The sequence below is a fragment of the Candidatus Uabimicrobium amorphum genome (assembly GCF_009002475.1).
Classification (GTDB): Bacteria; Planctomycetota; Uabimicrobiia; order Uabimicrobiales; family Uabimicrobiaceae; genus Uabimicrobium; species Uabimicrobium amorphum.
On the sequence record NZ_AP019860.1, the window covers coordinates 7,071,001 to 7,088,707 of the forward strand.

Consider the following 17,707-nt stretch of genomic DNA (forward strand, 5'->3'; position numbering starts at 1 on the left):
GTATCGTTAATTGCTGGTATGCAATGCCTCTCACCGGAGAGTTTGCCCATATCAAAAAGTATTCCTTACAATTTTACGCATTTTATACTAAAATTGAACTGCTTTTTTACTTTCGTAGTTTACCATAAGGCACACTAACTTCTGCAAAACAACTAATAAAAGGAGTATTTCGTGCAGTTTCAAAAAAATACCCCCATAAATCAACATCTCGCCAATTTATTTGCCAGCCAAAAAGCGGTAGTATTCGCTGGTGCAGGTATAAGTTTAGAACCGCCTGCAGGTTTACCGGACTGGAATAAATTACGCGACTATACACTAGAGGCCGTTAGTTCTAGAGACGCTTTTTTACAAAAATACTTTGATGTCTTAGTGTCCGTTCCGATGATTGCATCGCCAGGGAAAAAAGGCTTAACCCCCGAGGTTGTCGCATCTAAAATATCTGAAAATTGCTATGGATATTTTGAATGTTTTCGTGCTCTCAAAGACGGACAACCCAATGCCAACCATCGTTATCTCGCCAAAATGGCGAAAAATGGGCTACTAAAATACATTATTACGACCAACTTTGATGTATTTATAGAAAAAGCTTTAGAACAAGAAAATATCGATTACGTTACATATCGTACCCAGGAAGAGTTTGCTTCTTTTCCGCAAAACTTTCGTAGAGACACCATACACATCATAAAAATACATGGCTGCATTAGTGAACCAAGAACCATTACCGCAACTGTTGAACAAGAAGCGAAAGGTCTTTTGCCCGTTATTGGCGATGCCATTGAGTTGCTTCTTGCAGACTATGGCTTTGTCTTTTGGGGATACAGTGGGGCGGATCTAAAAATAGATTTGGACTACTTGCGCATGGTTTCAGCAAGTGAAAAGGCCCAAGGATTTGTGTGGAATTTTTTAGAACTGCCCAACTACAAAGAACCGATAAATCCCAATGTTGAGAAGCTAGATGCGATGTACGGAGAAAAAGCTTACGTTGTCCATGGTAAACTCCCTGATATTTTTGACCACTTTATAGCTGAAAGTGACCAGATAGAACGTACAAAATACAGTGCCGAAGAAGAAAAGTCATGGCGAGAGCAAAAAAATGTACGTTTTAAAAATGCTTTGACAGAATGGGCTACACAGCATCTACAGCAGGTAGATGCCTCTAGTATATACGGGCGACTACTTCAGCACAGTGGTAAAACACAAGAGGCCATAGAATGCCTGGAACACCAACTTAAAATTTGTCAGGACAACTCTGGTAGCGAGCTTGAAATAGCGAAAATCACCAACAATATCGGTTTAGTATATCACGGCGTAGGTGAATATCATAAAGCTCTAGATTATTTTGAAAAAGCCAAAGAAATTGCCCAAAAAACAGGATCAGAGACAGAACTAGCAAGATCACTAAACAATCTGGGACTCATCTATAGTGTTCAGGGAAAACTAGACGATGCATTGGCAGTCTATCTCAAAGTTTTGGACATGAATCGCAAAGCCATTAGCAAAAAAAATATGGGATCTTTACTTGGCAACATCGGGATGATATATCACGACAAAAAACATCACGAGCAAGCTTTAAAATACCTTCAAGAAGCCGTAGAAATAGCGCGAGAGTTAGGTGACAAATACTCTTTAGCCACAAGATTAAATAACATTGGTAGCGTATGCAGTAATCAGCAAAAACATGATGAAGCACTCAAATACTACTTGGAATCTCTAGAGATCACGCGTATTCTAGGAGATAAAAAAGGGCTAGGACGACAGTTAAATAACATCGGGGCTATCTACTACCACCAAAAGAAATACTATGATGCTGTAGGGTATTACGTGGAAGCAGAAAAAATATGCAAAGAGATCGGAGACAAAAAAATACTCGGAACAATTTATAGCAACCGCGCCTCGATTTTTTTGGCCTTCAAGAATTTCAACGAAGGACTGAACTACGCACAAAAGGGACTTGACATTATGGTGGAAATAGGTGATTTTCCCATGGCCGCGGCGACATGTGAAACAATGGGTATTATACACGAAGATGTTTTGCGCGATTATGCCAAAGCGATCAAATGCTATGAAGAAAGTATTCAGTACTACACAAGAATCGGTCGAACAGACAAAACATCGGAAATGCCACAATGGATTGCGGAGTGTAGGGCCAAAGGTTCTCTGTAACAAACACTTGGGTGTTCGGGGCTCGGACACACCAGTATTTTATTTATGTTCACTTTTTACAAAGTTGTTATCAATATAAAAGTAAATTCAAATTTGTTACATCCAGGTAGTAATTCAATTTTCGAAATAGCATTTCTTTTGACTCTTGAAATTTACATTTGGTATATTGAAAAGTGAGACTAGGGTAGCTCCCGAAAGCTGGATACTTTGGCCAGTTGTCTCACATAATATTACCAAAGAACCTTGCAAAGGAGGTTTCAATTGACAGAAGTAAAAGCTGTTTACTACGGACAGGTAAAAATAATACCTGGTATTGTTAGTGATGGTTACGTATTGAATGACCACACCGCTGTAATGAGGGAAGAGGTGTTGCAAATTTATTAGATATGAATCATGCAGCTCTAATTCGCATGGTGACTAAAGGGTTTCCAAACAAGCTCAATCGCTTTAATGAAAAAGGTTTGAGCATGGTGACTAAAACGGTTAAAGTTACAGCAAACAACTGTCCGTACAAAGGTAGAAGTATTCAAGTTTATGATGCTGAAATCATAGAGTCTCTTATATCAATGTACGCTTTGGCTCTAGCTTACCGTCAGCTAAGAGAAAACCAAAAGCATATTGGTGAAAGATGTGTTTTTCTTTTAAAATCATTGGTGAGAACTGCACTGGAGTCTGCTATACAGGAAGCTTGTGGTTTTATTCCACAGGTACAGCAAACAGCACAAAATCACTATTCTAAGGCCATTAGTTTAATTCAAAAAATGGGATTTCATTGCACAGTAGATCAACATATTGCAACCAAAAAGGACATTGCTTCATTTCTTAACATTCCGATTAGCACACTCAACAGTTTTTTATACAAACATAGTTACGAAATCAAACCCATAAAGCTTGACTCTCCAAGGATCCGCTCATTTGGTAGTAAAGCATCGCGCATGAATGGTTATCATTTACACGATATCGTAAAAATTATTTTTGGCATAGATACAGAAGTCACTGCACGAATAAAACAGGAAATGTTTGGGCAACTGGGTACTTTTGCAAAACTTGATAGTCGAAGTGAAATTGAGTGGCGCTCTGTATTGAAAGAAATCTTTTCGGATTTTGATTTTAAATGTAACCATCCCATTGGAAAATACCGCTACTATGTTGATTATTTTGTTCCTGAGTTGCAACTGTGTTTAGAATGCAATGGTTATGATTGCCATCGCAGTTATGATGCGCAAAAGGAAAAAGAGCGTGAGCAAATAATAACTCAAAACTATGGTCTTATTCGTTTTCACCACAAAGTGAAATTAGAGACTCTTGTGAACGCTATTTTAAAAATAAAACCCGGCAGTGTAATACGTTTGTATGACCAAGAAAAAATAGCGCAAACTTAATAGCGATTTTGAGGCACACATTCAGTGTGTCTCAAAATAACATCAAATATACCAACAGTTAAACTTGACGCCATTTTTTATTCAGTATTACACAATAATCGGTCGAACAGACAAAACATTGGAAATGCCGCAATTGATAAGGAGTGTAGGGCCAAAGGTTTTCTGTAACAAACGCTTAGGTGTTTGGCACCCGGACACTCCACGGAGTTTTTATTTTGCATTTGCCCAAATCGATCAGGAGGTTAATAAATCGCATAAACAACTTCACCAAATAACATATACTTTACCTTCAGGTTCTAGTGGGATGGAATAAGATTAGGGGAGGGCATCCCCCTCTATGCGCCAGAAAAATACTGGGCTGTGAGGTAAGTAATTAGGTGAGAAATAGAGTTTTTGCCTACATAACTCCTCTAAATTCGTCTACCATCATATCATACCATACAGCAACATACAACACATTTTAAACCACCATCTAGCCACGATTTAGGTGTATTATCTTCTTCAGAAAGCGTTTGCACTACTAAGTAATTTTAGTACCTCCTGAGCTTTTTCAACAATTTGTTGATGGTACGTAAAATCCTGCGCTGCTTGCATCTGCGAAACAAGGGTAGATAGTTGATTATGACAATTTTCCTTGAATTTTTTTGTTAGATATTCGTTGCTTGGATTTCTATTAACACTTTTCAAAAATGCATCCCAATTCAAGTGGTTCATTTTTCGTGTAATAGATGATAATTCATTTTTTTCTACTTTACTAAAAAAACGTTCAATTTGCGCACCGCTTACATTTCTTAAACTCGAAAATTCTTCCATGTAAGTAACAGTGAGATTGTTATACTTTAATTGGCGAAGAAAGTCTTTATATATCTCATCTGTGCTAACAAAATCCTTATATATCTTGTCCTTAGCGTTATCAGTATATCCTTGACTTCCAAAAGTCTTGAGAAAAGTATTTATAAAAGGTAAAGGTTGGTCTTCGATTAGTTTTATTGCAAAGGGAGTGAGTTTGGCGAAGGTTTTTTTTGAGTAGTGTTTTGTCATATACCAACTGGCATAATTTTGGTAATTGTAGGCAGTAACGACAGTATATTTAGGATTCAGAGATACCAATACATCAAATAAAAGCCTGTTGGTATGTCCACATATAATGTGCCATATATTAGATTTTCGATCAGGTTGAATAACCATCTCTTTTGGTAAAGACTTATTAAACCTATGTAAATCTAATTTCTCAACAATTACATTGTCAGGAGTCATATACAAGTAACCTTTTCTGAGTTGCTCATCTACTATCTCAAAATGGGGAATGTAATACTCTTGTTTTTTAGGTATTTCATAGCCTGATGGAATGTATTCCTTTGTTATAAATTTGTGTGTTGTCAACTTTTTAAATATATCAAATTTTCGTTTTGGAAACTTAGTTTTGTACGAAAGAAAATTTTCATTGCTAATACTTAAGTACGACGATAATCCAAAAAGGTTTTTTTGCTGTTCTAAGTACAAACTAAATAAAAAGATTTTTTCGTGTATACCTAATCTTGGAAGTTTACCTTTATCAAATAAATAATCGCAATCCATACAAGGAAGCAAGTCTTGTAAAATAGTTCCATCGATATTGAGAATATCCGTTAATTTGCAATTTCCTCCTTGGTGCAAACACTTCATTTTATAATCCTCAAAAAAATTTTCATGTTCAAACAAGGTAGACAAAATAACCAATTCCCACACAGAAATACATAATTAACTAATATATATATACTTAAATTATTTTTGTCAATAGTCAGTTTTTGTCTAAAAAAGACAAGCAAATATAAGTCTTTTTACTGCAAATATTTACATTGTTTTTTTATTTTAATAGCTATAAAATATTAGCAATGAACACACATGTTCGTTTATCAATACCAATCGTTGTTGAACAAAATGTATGAACAAGGAGGGTATCGATTGGACAAAGACATCCTAGAAGTAATTCTTGATAAAGTCGAAAACATAGAGTCGCTTCTAAAACAAAAAGAATACAATGATCGATTTATGGATGTTCGCAGTGTTGCGCGTGTCTTAAAAAGATCAGAGGGAACTATTAGGAGGTTAATACAAGAAGGAAAAATCGAAGGTTTTAAAATTGGTAGTGGTAATAAACAAAGCCGTTACCTAATTCCCAAAACGTTTATTGATAATCTAATTAATCAAGGTAAAGGATTTATTGAATAGGAGGAGTATGTAAAGAGAGTTTTTTGTGTTCAGTAAGTTAGGTGGCCGCCTACCTTACTGAATTTGTTGGTTAACAAAGGTAGGTATCTGCCTACCTTTATTATTTAGGAGCCATATATGGTATCACGCAATACCAAAGATTTCAACCAATCTTTTGCTATCGTAAAAAGTTGGTTTATAAGCGCCACTGACCACTATGGTCTTTATATTAAAAAAGCGCCTGGAAGGAAAGCACATCCAATAACAGCAAAAACGTTGACGGATGAAATGATATATAAACATATCAAAGGTGAAGTAACAATTGGTTCTTATCTTTACAATAAAAATCGATTATGTGAACGGGTGTGCATAGATTTTGACGTAGACACAAAGACAAAACGGACGTTTATCGAAACAGGCCGTAAAGAAACGTTTAAACTTGTAAAAGGAAAACTTTATAGAAAGGTAGAAAAAACTTGTAAAGTCTTAGGCGCAGAGAATATCAACTACGTTGTGGAGGACTCTGTTGGTGGGTTTCACATTTGGATCTTTTTCGCCGAGCCAATACCTGTCTCTCTTGCATTTGATTTTGTTCATTCAATAGAGAAGGATAAAACAATTGAGAAGTTTCCTAAAACCAGAGAATTAAGAGGAAAAGGTAACTTTGTACGACTCCCTGGTCGTTACCACTCTTGTGCCTTAGGACAAAAACGCGAATGGTCTAAAATACGTAATAAAAACGAATGGTATTCACTTGAAAGTCCAGAAAACTGGACTTACGTTACAGCTGTTCGTAAAAATAGTGTAGAAAAAGTTATGAAATTTGTCCGTGACCGTCGTAACAACTTCCCAGTAAAAGGTAATAACAAAAAAGATAAACCTCTAAACTATACAAGCAAAATTAGGTCTCTTTTAGAGAAACATTTTGGTATTACCATTACTAAAGAGCGTAGCTTTTGTTGTCCTTTTCATTCCGACCAAAAGCCTAGTGGTAGTATCTACGAGTGGAATGGTAAAGAGCTTTTCAAATGCCATTCGGCCAATTGTAGAATGTCAGGAAAACCAAAATCTTTTGCCCAACTCAGAAGAATTCTGTACCAACAGAATGTTTATAGGCCAGATGTGAAAACGGTTCAACAAGTGGTTTTGGGTAACGAAACTCCAAAACTAACAATTGCAGAGATTGTTAGTAGGTTTTGTAAATCTCGAAATCTATTATACACACAAGGAGATTTTTGGGAGTTTGGAAATGGAGTTTGGAGGAAAAAAGGAAAGCAAGTTATCAAATCAGACATTCAAAAATTTGTAGGTTTAGATTTTTCATCTAAAGCGAAGATAGAAAACAAGTACTTTTTGATTAAGAATTACCTTACCAAGGAAAATGTTCTTTTCGACAAGAATACGGATGTAATCTGTCTGCAAAACGGCGTTTTGAATATTTACACCAAAGAATTTGTCAGACATAATCCCGATTTGTACCTTACAAAGAGATTGAACTTCAAATACAATAAAGACATTAAGTGCCCTGTATGGATGGAGTTCTTAGCATCTTTAGATTTTTCCACAAGAAAAATAAAAAGACTTCAGGAATGGTTTGGGTACTGTCTATCTCCCGAACGAAAAATTCAAAAAGTTTTATACCTCTTGGGAAGACAATCTAATGGAAAAAGTGTTATCTTGGATACGCTACGCAATCTTTTAGGAGATTATGCTAGCTGTTGTAGTTTAGATAAACTTATCAATGGCCGTTTTGATTCTTCTTCTTTAGAAGGTAAACGTTGTAACGTCTCTGGTGATGTAGAAATAAACAACAAACAAATAAATGCTGGAGATTTTAAAGAGTTTGTGACGGGTACACGACAATCTACAGAAAGGAAGTCTATAGACCGATATGAGTTTGTGCCCGAGTTTAAGTTAGCATTTTCGGCTAACGGTTTTTTAAATGTTTCTAATGAGGACGAAGCTTTCTGGCGTAGATTGGATATATTCATTTTCCCTAAGGTTTTTCCCGAAAACGTAAGAGATAATAACCTTCGAGCAAAAATTGATGGCGAACTTTCTGGGGTGTTCAACTGGGCGATAGAAGGACTTAGTCGTTTGATTAACAATGGCTGGAAATTTAGCCCATGCCCAGAAGTAGAGAATGTTGACAAAAGAAAAATCAACACCGTTTCTCAAGTAACAGTTCATAACTTTCTGACTGAATTTTGCGAACGAGACGTAAACAAATATGTTGCGGTGGGAGAGTTATATGACAAGTATATAGAAATTTGTCAAAAAAGGAACTCCGTTCCTCTATCTTTGTCTACTTTTGGTAAACAAATAATCAGTAAAAAGATAAACAAGGCTAGAAAAGTCCTTAGTGGCAAACAAGTCTGTGTTTACTTAGGAATAAAAATTAAAAAATGACGAATGTATGTGTTGCATGGTTTGCATGGAAAAAAGAACACACTAATTTATGAGAAAAAAAAGTGTGTGCATTTGCCTATGCAACATATGCAAATCTTAAGTAACTAACTATACACTGTATAATTTTCAATGCCGTTGTTAGTAAATACGATGGCGTTGAAAATTTCGATAAATGTGAAAAACGCATTGGTAAAATTAATTTGAGAATAAGGAGTACTTTCAATGGTGGATCTTTCCTCTAAAGGTATATTCCAAACTGACACCTATGACGCGATTCTAGAACAGCTGAAAAAACAAAATGCACTATTAGTGAAAGTTCTCGAAATACTGCACAGAAAAGAAGGGGATGAAAAGCAAAAGTACCTAAAAGTAAAAGATGTTGCTGAAATTTTAAAAATGTCTCCTGCGCGTATTAGGCAACTAGTGAAACAACAAAAATTAACAGGCATAAAGTTAGGACACGGTGAAAAGAGTCACATTCTTATTACGCGAGAATCCATAAATAGATTGGTGTCCTACATGTAACCGAAGAATAATTGAGCCCTAATGTTGGGCTTATAACAATTTTATGTTAGTGTCTAATTTCATGGATTTAGTCCACGGTTCTGGACTTTTAATGAGGTAAACTTTTCGGGGTTCCCTGGGTATCCTTTCTATACGAAAGATTTAGTCCACGGTTCTGGACTTTTTTGATGAGGTAAATCATTTTATAATAGCAAACTTAAATAGTTATAATATCACATATGGACATCAATCAACTAATGAATACATATCGTATGTTTGCGATTACTTCATGAAAAAACAACAACTTTCTTACTATCGTTGTGCACATCAATCAAGTCTAAATGTTTTCCTCAACAAGATACTACTAACCCAACACCCCATAATTATTATTCTTATTTGCTACACAAAAAGACACTACTATATAAAAAAGTTATGATAAAAAATTACGTGAATTTTTATGTTTTTCATCCTTGTTACACAAGCATATAGAATCAAATCTAAAAAATTGCGCTTATCAAAATAGAGTATTATAATCATTTTAAAAATAGGCCTTTCGTCGCTTCCATAGATAATTGAGCACGTTTCCATAAAAGCCATATGCTGCAATTAGGTAAAAATAAAAAAATGACAACGTACTTTTATCTCTACAAAAAACAATATTCATGCGCATGATTCACAATAAAAAAAGCCCAAACCAAGCATTAGAGTTGGTCGGGCTTTATATATTATATGTCCAGATACCCGTATGTTAACGAGCTTCTGACTTTATGAACTATATCATTTAAATTATGTTGATTGCGCAGCAGTATAATCACTGCTAGCGCACAAATATATCGTTCATCCCAATCATCAGGGAAGAACTTCAAACTGCTACGTAATTTTCGCTGCAATTCAGCGCAGTAGCAGTCAATAAACTGTTCGTGTGAAGTCATATTCATATCCTAATTTTTAATACGAATAGATAGATCATCTTTGCCACCACGAGCGTTAGGTTGGTACTCAACCTGTACTTCTGTGTTGGCTTTATGAATTTGAATCGATAGATACTCCTTACCAGAAATCGCATCTTCGATTAATTGCGGTATGCTTTTGCCAGCAGGTGCAATTTTCTTATTGAGGCGTTGATGTTTGTTATGAATTTGTCTGTTGTAGTGTGACATGTTATTCCTTTCTTTGAGAATCGGTTACATCAACGACGAATCCTGACTGGTCTTCGCTAGAGTCTCCTTTAGCCTTTAGACCAACAATAACAGGATTGTCTTGGGGATCACTGTCAAGGAATCGTAGGTCGTGTTCATCGCCATCGATTACCTGGTGCCCCCAATAGGTTTTAGGTTTGTGATCGCGAAACACCACAGCAACATTCGCGTGTTTACGCTGTAGTATTCGTTGACAATAAAGATCATTTGCTTCCGACTTGCTAAACGTCAGACTGTAGTTGTCTGGTAAAGACGTAAAACAGCGGTCGGATCTTTTGGTATAGTCCCAGAATTGCACGCCAGGAAACAGATCAAATATATTGATCGCTCCAAGTCGTTTAGCGTCACTGGGATTTGTTTCGATGAGAATGGAACCACAACGAGGTTTAAAATCGGGATAGAAGTACAAACACTCCCATGCCAGATCAGAGGTTCCGTTGAGACGTATCGCTGGTAGCTTATCGTTTTTATTTGCTTCCGAAACAACGATACGAATGTCTTTAATGATTTGTTGTAAAGCATACGCCGGATCAACAAGCAGCATGCGCGTGCGTTGCATTCTCTTGCGGCTAATATGCTCAAACACCTTACTTCTTCCACTGTAATGCAGACAATGCTGCCGACAGCCTCGCGAAGAAAAAGGACAAACATTGTAGTAGTTTTCGTAGATACCAATCCACTTGCGAAAAGTTTCCTTATCCGAAACTTGCACTTGGGATTCGTAATGAGGTGAAAGATTTAAAATAGCAGTAAGATACCCAAGTTCAAGATTACACTTCTTGACCTTAGGATTACTACTCCCCCACGATAGGAAAAGTAGTTGCTTTGGCATAGCTTTTTTCCTATATTAAATATTATACATTTTTAAGTGAAGTTAATAAAAAAAGGGAGCCCCGGCAGGCTCCCTTACACATTTATACATCAGGAAAAAAAAACTATTACCACATCTAAACCATTACCCAGATTACGTATTTATACCGTAACTTAGAGGTTGAATGTTAAACTACTTTCTGATTTCCGGTGAGAAATTTAGTAGTGAATAGATGAGGTAGAATAGTGGAAATTTGGTGATGTGTATATAGAGGGAAATCTTCTAGGTTTGTACTAACATTATACAATACTTACGCGCAATTCGCAACAGCGAAATGGCTAAAAATCCTTTATTTTAAAGAGTTAGCGGCTATTTTTATTGCAATATAGTAATCACACATCTATTAAGAAATATGTAAATAATAATATGGACCGATTGTCATAGTATTACTAGTTTATACTACTACATTATCAAAACGGGAAGTTTAACATACTTCGACCTGGCACCCAGATAAAACGTTAAAAGTAACTTTTTTACAAAAAATGAACACCAAAAACGGAAAGGACAACATGAGCGATTCCTCTTTTTCTTCCACCGCTGCGTTTATCTGGTCAGTGGCGGACCTGCTTCGTGGCGACTACAAACAATCCGATTACGGCAAGATCATACTTCCTTTTACTCTATTGCGTCGCCTGGAATGCGTACTCGAACCAACACGCGACAAGGTGATCACCAAACACGAGCAACTCAAAGACTCCAGTATTCCCTCACACGACTTTCTGGTACGTGAGGCGGAGCAGTCTTTTTACAATACGTCAAAACTCGCTCTGGCAACGCTGGGGCAAAAAGATATCGGTGAGAACTTGGTGAAGTATGTCGATTCGTTTTCCGAGGATGCCAGGGATGTTTTCGAGCGTTTTAAATTTCGCGATCAGATTGACTTTCTCGCTGCGAAAAACTTGCTGTATCAAATTGTGGAAAAGTTCAAAAACATAGACCTGCATCCAGAAACCATTGACAACTACCATATGGGTTTGGTGTTTGAGGAATTGATTCGGCGCTTTGCAGAAGCTTCGAATGAGACAGCAGGGGAACACTTTACGCCGCGCGATATTGTGCGTTTGACAACTTCATTGGTGTTGATGCCAGATGATGAGGCGATTGCTGGTTCGGGGGTGATTCGCACCATTTATGATCCTACCTCTGGGACGGGTGGCTTCTTGTCCACGGCTACCGAGTATGTCCACGAGCTCAATTCTCAGGCAGTAATTCGCGTATTTGGTCAGGAACTCAATGACGAGTCGTATGCGATTTGTAAAGCGGATATGATGATCAAGGGGCAGGATGTTTCCAATATCAAGCAGGGAAACACCTTATCCGAAGACAAGTTGTGGGGAGAGAAGTTTGACTATATGCTCTCTAATCCACCGTTTGGTGTGGAGTGGAAAAAAGTACAGAAGGTGATCCAAGAAGAGCATACGCAAAAAGGTTATGATGGACGTTTTGGTCCTGGCTTGCCGCGGGTAAGCGATGGTTCGCTGTTGTTCTTGATGCACTTAATCTCGAAAATGCACGACTCACGTGATGGAACGAGTCGCATTGGCATTATCCTCAATGGTTCACCACTTTTTACCGGTGGAGCAGGATCAGGGGAATCGGAGATTCGTCGTTATATTTTAGAGCGTGATTTACTAGAAACCATTGTCGCGTTGCCCACAGATATGTTCTACAACACCGGAATCGCTACCTATATCTGGATTTTGAGCAACAACAAAAGTGAAGAACGTAAGGGAAAAGTACAACTGGTCAACGCCACAGAGTTATTTGCCAAGATGCGCAAGTCTTTAGGGAGCAAGCGCAATTACCTTACCGAAGAACATATCGCAGAAATCACGCGCACCGTGGGGAATTTTGTGGAGAGCGATACTTGTAAAGTTTTCGCCAATAAAAGCTTTGGTTATCGGCGTATTACCGTGGAAAGACCACTGCAACTCAAGTTTGCGATTAGCGAAGAAAAGATCAACGAACTGACACAAGAAAAAGCGTGGGGAAAAATAAAGGGCGAAATCCAGAAGAATATCATCAATGCTTTGGAGCAACTCGTTGGCAAAGAATACAATAGCCGCGAACAGTTTATGATCGCATTTGAGCAAGTACGCGAAGACAAAAAGCTATCAGCATCGCAATTGAAATTTGTGTGGAGTAATCTCGGAGAGCGTTGTGAGGATGCGGAAATCTGTCGCGATAAGAAAGGTAAAATCGAAGCAGATAGTGAATTACGCGATCATGAAAACGTAACACTTACCGAGAATATCGAAGAGTATTTCGCACGCGAAGTCAAACCTCATGTACCACAGGCGTGGATTGATGAGAAGAAAAAAGATGACAAGGATGGACTGGTGGGAGTTGTCGGATACGAGATCCCGTTTAATCGCCATTTTTACAAGTACACTCCGCCACGAAGTTTGCAGGAAATCGATCATGATTTGGATCAGGTAACCAAGAAGATATTGGAACTTCTTAAGGAGGTTCATTCGTGAGTTATCAACCCTATCCTGAGTATAAAGATTCTGTTATGCCTAAAACTACTAAAATACCCAATCATTGGTCTTTAGAAAAAATAAAATTTAATTCTTATGTAAAAGGACGCGTTGGCTGGCAAAATTTGCGTAAGGATGAGTATACAGAATTAGGTCCTTACCTTGTAACAGGAGCACATTTTGATAAAAAAGATGGTGTAAATTGGGAAGCCTGTTACCATGTTAGCGAAGAAAGATATCAACTCGATAAAGATATTTGGATTAAGAAAAACGATCTGCTAATGACAAAAGATGGAACTATTGGAAAGATAGCACATATCAAAGAATTACCAGGCAAAGCTTGCCTCAATAGCCATTTACTCATAATTAGAGATTTACAACAAAAATATATAGCGAGGTATGCCTACTATTTATTGATATCACCTGTTTTTAAAGTATTTGTTGCCTTGAGGCAATCAGGTACAACTTTTCATGGTATTACCCAAGAAGCTGTAGAAGAGTTCAAATTAATACTTCCCCCTCTCCTCGAACAAAAAGCCATTGCCACATTTCTCGACAGGGAAACGGCAAAAATAGACAAAATCATTGCCAAACAACAAAAGTTGATTGAACTTTTACAGGAAAAACGCCAGGCAGTGATCTCACACGCCGTCACCAAAGGACTCGATCCCAACGTAAAAATGAAGGATTCCGGAGTAGAGTGGTTGGGAGAAATACCTGAGCATTGGGATAGCATCAAGTTAAAGTTATTAACAGTCCTTTTGAAAGACGGTACTCATAGTTCTTTTAAAAGAGTTGATGAAGGGTATCGTTTGTTAGGTGTAAGAAATATACGAAATGATCTGTTTATATTTAGAGATGATGATTCTAAAATTTCAGAAGTAGATTTCAAAACCATAACAAAGTCTTTTTTGGTAATGAGTGGGGATATACAACTAGGTATAATCGGTGGAATTGGGAAAGTTGCCTTGGTTCAAAAGCTAAAAGAAAAATTTGCCACACAAAGAAATGTTGCAACTATAAGAGTTAATAAAAGAGTAATTAACAAATTTTTATTTTACTTTTTTAAAAGTTTTATGTTCCAAAATTACCTCTTGAAAAACGCAGGATATAGTGCACAACCAGCTGTATACCTTGGAACCTTAGGATCTTGTAATATATCAACACCCAGTTTGACTGAGCAAAAAAATATTATAACGTATCTCAATCAAAAAACTGCAAAAATAGACGTTCTAATCAACAAAACCCAAACAGCCATAGCACTTCTAAAAGAAAAACGTATCGCTTTAATCACGGCAGCAGTCACTGGAAAAATAGATGTAAGAAACGAAGTAACTCCAAAAGAAATCGAGGAAGCGCAAAATGACTGATCGCGAAAAAGAACAAGACTTTGAAAACGACATAGTCTCTAAACTAACGCAAAACAACTGGGAAGAAGGCAAATCCAGCAACTACAATAAAGACCTGGCACTCTACCCAGAAGACCTCATCGGTTTCCTGAAAGACACACGCCCAAAAGAAATCGCCAAACTCCAACAGTTTTACAAAGACGAGACTGAAACATCCATTTGCCAGATGGTCGCCAAACAAATGCAAAAACATGGTGCACTTAAGGTACTACGCGAAGGAGTCAAAGACAGAGGAGCGAAACTCAAACTATGCCAATTCAAACCAGAACACCAAGCTAATCCCGATTTGCTAGACCACTACCAAAAAAACCGCCTAAGAGTAGTACGACAACTCTACTACTCCAAACACAATAACAACTCCTTTGACCTAGTGCTATTTGTCAACGGCATTCCCGTAGCCACAGTGGAGCTAAAAAGCGATGTCACTCAATCGATTGATGATGCGGTCAACCAATACAAAGAAAATCGACTCCCCAAAGATCCCAAAAGCAACAAAGAAGAACCTCTTCTCGTATTCAACAAACGTGTATTGGTACACTTTGCGGTAAGTAGTACTGAGGTATATATGACCACCAAACTTGCCGGAAAAGACACGTTCTTTTTGCCATTCAACCAGGGCAACAATGGTGGGGCCGGAAACCCACCCAATTCCGATAGTTATCCTATTGCTTACTTGTGGGAGAAGATCTGGCAAAAGGATGCGTGGCTCGATATCCTCGGACGTTTTATCCATCTCAAGAGTGAGAAAAAGGAAGACATTAATGGCAAGAAAACCATCAAAGAAACGCTCATCTTTCCACGCTTTCACCAATGGGAAGCCGTTACCAATTTACTCGCAGCGGTAAAAAAAGAAAAAGCTGGCCACACATATCTCATCCAACACAGTGCTGGATCTGGAAAGTCGAACTCTATTGCCTGGACAGCTCATCAACTTTCTGCATTACATGATGAGAACGATAAAAAAATATTTGATGGAGTCATTGTGGTGACGGACCGCACCGTACTCGATAACCAACTGCAAGGTACCATTTCTAGCATTAACCATCACAAAGGAGTAATTGCGCACATCAATCGCAAAGATTCCAACTCTAAATCAACACAACTATCTCAAGCTCTAACCGAAGAAAAAGCAATCATCATTGTCACCATACAGACTTTCCCCTTCGTTCTCGATGAAATCCGCAAACAGAAATCACTGCGAGAGAAAAACTTTGCGATTATAGCCGATGAAGCGCACTCTTCACAAACAGGTAAGGCAGCCAAAAAACTCATCGAAACTCTAACGACTGAATACATTGATGAAAACAGCGAGATCAGTGCTGAGGATATGTTGACGATGTCAATTACTTCGTTAAAAGAAGCCAAAAATATTAGTTACTTTGCCTTTACTGCCACACCAAAGGAAAAAACGATCCAACTATTTGGTCGTGCTCCCAACCCCGATGCACCGATTAACAAGGACAATCTTCCCGCACCATTTCATGTATATACGATGCAACAGGCAATCGAAGAAGGTTTTATTCTCGATGTGTTGCGTAACTACACTTCGTATGAGATGGCCTATCAACTTGCACACAAAGATCCACAGCACGACACCAATGAAATTGAAACCAAACGTGCCAAGAGTCAGATCTATCGTTGGTTAAAACTACACCCTCACAATATTTCGCAAAAAGTTCAGATTGCGATTGAGCATTTTCGTTGTCATGTTGCCCATCTACTGAATGGACAAGCTAAAGCGATGGTGGTAACGGGAAGTCGCAAGGAGGCGGTACGTTACAAGCAAGCGTTTGATGCTTATATTGAAGAAAACAACTATGACAATGTACGTGCATTAGTGGCTTTTTCTGGTACGGTAAAGGACGAAGATCAGGAGTTTAGCGAACGCAGCATGAATCCAGGTCTTAATCGCCGTAGCCTACGCAAGGCGTTCGATTCTAATGACTATCAAGTGATGCTTGTCGCGAATAAATTTCAGACCGGTTTTGACCAACCCAAATTGTGTGCGATGTATGTTGACAAATCTCTTGGTGGTGTGGCGTGTGTACAAACCCTCTCTCGTTTAAATCGTACCTATCCCGGTAAAAATGAGGTATTTATTCTCGACTTTGTCAACAACGCGGAGGAAGTACGTGCGGCATTTGAGCCATACTACCGTACTGCGGAGCTTACGGATATGTCTGATCCTAACCTTGTGTATGATATGCAAGATAAACTCAACGCATCGCGCCTTTACACTCTTGAAGAAGTTGATGCCTTTGCCATCGCATTTTACGATCCAAAGAACAAAACCCAAGAAAAATTGGAATCGATTATTCAACCTGCGGTAGACCGCTTTAATAATCGCTACAAACAAACACGAGATGAGTTACTCAACCTGGAACGCAACTTACACTACGCGAAAAAAGACAAAGATAAAATTCGCATTGGCAACATCCAAGTAGAAATTAAGGAAACGCGCGAGCAAATTGACGAACTCAAGATATTTAAAAGAGACCTAGGTAGCTTCTCACGCTACTACGAATTCGTTTCGCAAATTATCGCCTTCGGTGACACCGATCTTGAAAAGCTCAACATATTTAGTCGCTTTCTATTTCGCCACCTCAAAACAGAAAAAACTAGTGACCCAATTAACCTAAATGATGTCGTACTGACCCACTACCGTTTAAGCAAATTACAACAGCATGCCATAAAACTAGAGGCAGAACAAAAGCTACAGCCCACAAACGCTCTCGGCTCGGCAAAAGGCAAAGACCCCAAAAAAGACCGAATGTCACAAATTATTCAACAAATTAATGACCTATTTCGAGACGCTGATCTTATGGAAAATTATTCTCTTAGCTACTTCAGTGCACTCACTGATATTCTGGTTCAGGATAAACAGATCATAGATCAAGTCAAAAACAACCCCAAAGATAAGGTGATGAAAGGCAACCTTCCAGGTGCAACAAAAAATGCAATTATGGATAGCCTTACAGCACATGAAACAATGGCAACGATGTTGTTGCAGAACGAAGAGCTAAAGAAAAGATTTGATAATTTAATTTACGAATGGCTTGATCATAAGTTAAAAGACGCAACTTAAATTCAAGGAGCGAAA

Annotated in this window: 12 protein-coding genes; 9 read left to right on the forward strand and 3 right to left on the reverse strand. The window is 38.0% G+C overall.

Features of this window, described 5'->3' with window-relative positions:
* Positions 1-171: 171 nt before the first annotated feature.
* From UABAM_RS24755 to UABAM_RS24760, 3 genes are all read left to right on the forward strand, one after another.
* Positions 172-2,163: a tetratricopeptide repeat protein gene (locus UABAM_RS24755; protein WP_151970679.1), complete on the forward strand. Its 1,992-nt coding sequence runs from the start codon at positions 172-174 to the stop codon at positions 2,161-2,163.
* Between the two features lie 261 nt (positions 2,164-2,424).
* A complete protein-coding gene (locus UABAM_RS34025; protein ID WP_261343908.1) occupies positions 2,425-2,547 on the forward strand; it encodes a hypothetical protein in 123 nt (40 codons plus the stop codon).
* An 83-nt stretch (positions 2,548-2,630) separates the two neighbouring features.
* Entirely contained in the window at positions 2,631-3,545 is a 915-nt protein-coding gene (locus UABAM_RS24760; RefSeq protein ID WP_173013560.1) for a DUF559 domain-containing protein, read from the forward strand.
* A 501-nt stretch (positions 3,546-4,046) separates the two neighbouring features.
* Here UABAM_RS24760 and UABAM_RS24765 read toward each other — a convergent pair.
* The gene (locus tag UABAM_RS24765; protein ID WP_151970681.1) at positions 4,047-5,255 is read right to left on the reverse strand and encodes a hypothetical protein; all 1,209 of its coding nucleotides are present in this window, start codon (positions 5,253-5,255) and stop codon (positions 4,047-4,049) included.
* A 234-nt stretch (positions 5,256-5,489) separates the two neighbouring features.
* Between UABAM_RS24765 and UABAM_RS24770 the strand changes: the two genes are divergently transcribed.
* From UABAM_RS24770 to UABAM_RS24780, 3 genes are all read left to right on the forward strand, one after another.
* Positions 5,490-5,756, forward strand: a complete 267-nt coding sequence (locus UABAM_RS24770; protein ID WP_173013561.1) for a helix-turn-helix domain-containing protein — start codon at positions 5,490-5,492, stop codon at positions 5,754-5,756.
* 117 nt (positions 5,757-5,873) lie between these two features.
* Positions 5,874-8,144, forward strand: a complete 2,271-nt coding sequence (locus UABAM_RS24775; protein ID WP_151970683.1) for a phage/plasmid primase, P4 family — start codon at positions 5,874-5,876, stop codon at positions 8,142-8,144.
* A 222-nt stretch (positions 8,145-8,366) separates the two neighbouring features.
* On the forward strand, positions 8,367-8,669 hold the full coding sequence (locus UABAM_RS24780; RefSeq protein ID WP_151970684.1) for a helix-turn-helix domain-containing protein: 303 nt from the start codon (positions 8,367-8,369) through the stop codon (positions 8,667-8,669).
* A gap of 920 nt (positions 8,670-9,589) precedes the next feature.
* On the opposite strand, the gene UABAM_RS24785 is transcribed toward UABAM_RS24780, so the two are convergent.
* On the reverse strand, positions 9,590-9,808 hold the full coding sequence (locus UABAM_RS24785) for a hypothetical protein (RefSeq protein ID WP_151970685.1): 219 nt from the start codon (positions 9,806-9,808) through the stop codon (positions 9,590-9,592).
* 1 nt (position 9,809) lies between these two features.
* Positions 9,810-10,679, reverse strand: a complete 870-nt coding sequence (locus tag UABAM_RS24790; protein WP_151970686.1) for a GP88 family protein — start codon at positions 10,677-10,679, stop codon at positions 9,810-9,812.
* Between the two features lie 548 nt (positions 10,680-11,227).
* Here UABAM_RS24790 and UABAM_RS24795 point away from each other — a divergent pair.
* Genes UABAM_RS24795 through UABAM_RS24805 form a run of 3 tightly spaced genes read left to right on the forward strand, consistent with a single transcriptional unit; the run spans position 11,228 to position 17,692 of the window.
* Positions 11,228-13,198, forward strand: a complete 1,971-nt coding sequence (locus UABAM_RS24795; RefSeq protein WP_151970687.1) for a type I restriction-modification system subunit M — start codon at positions 11,228-11,230, stop codon at positions 13,196-13,198.
* Entirely contained in the window at positions 13,195-14,568 is a 1,374-nt protein-coding gene (locus tag UABAM_RS24800) for a restriction endonuclease subunit S (protein ID WP_151970688.1), read from the forward strand. The genes UABAM_RS24795 and UABAM_RS24800 overlap by 4 nt, the downstream gene beginning before the upstream one ends.
* A complete protein-coding gene (locus tag UABAM_RS24805) occupies positions 14,561-17,692 on the forward strand; it encodes a type I restriction endonuclease subunit R (RefSeq protein ID WP_151970689.1) in 3,132 nt (1,043 codons plus the stop codon). The genes UABAM_RS24800 and UABAM_RS24805 overlap by 8 nt, the downstream gene beginning before the upstream one ends.
* Positions 17,693-17,707: the final 15 nt, after the last annotated feature.

What these genes read in the sequence shown, in the direction of transcription:
- UABAM_RS24760 (WP_173013560.1), top strand. Translation starts at nt 2,631, where the DNA reads ATGGTGACTAAAACGGTTAAAGTTACAGCAAACAACTGTCCGTACAAA.
- UABAM_RS24775 (WP_151970683.1), top strand. Translation starts at nt 5,874, where the DNA reads ATGGTATCACGCAATACCAAAGATTTCAACCAATCTTTTGCTATCGTA.
- UABAM_RS24780 (WP_151970684.1), top strand. Translation starts at nt 8,367, where the DNA reads ATGGTGGATCTTTCCTCTAAAGGTATATTCCAAACTGACACCTATGAC.
- UABAM_RS24785 (WP_151970685.1), bottom strand. Translation starts at nt 9,808, where the DNA reads ATGTCACACTACAACAGACAAATTCATAACAAACATCAACGCCTCAAT.
- UABAM_RS24790 (WP_151970686.1), bottom strand. Translation starts at nt 10,679, where the DNA reads ATGCCAAAGCAACTACTTTTCCTATCGTGGGGGAGTAGTAATCCTAAG.
- UABAM_RS24795 (WP_151970687.1), top strand. Translation starts at nt 11,228, where the DNA reads ATGAGCGATTCCTCTTTTTCTTCCACCGCTGCGTTTATCTGGTCAGTG.
- UABAM_RS24805 (WP_151970689.1), top strand. Translation starts at nt 14,561, where the DNA reads ATGACTGATCGCGAAAAAGAACAAGACTTTGAAAACGACATAGTCTCT.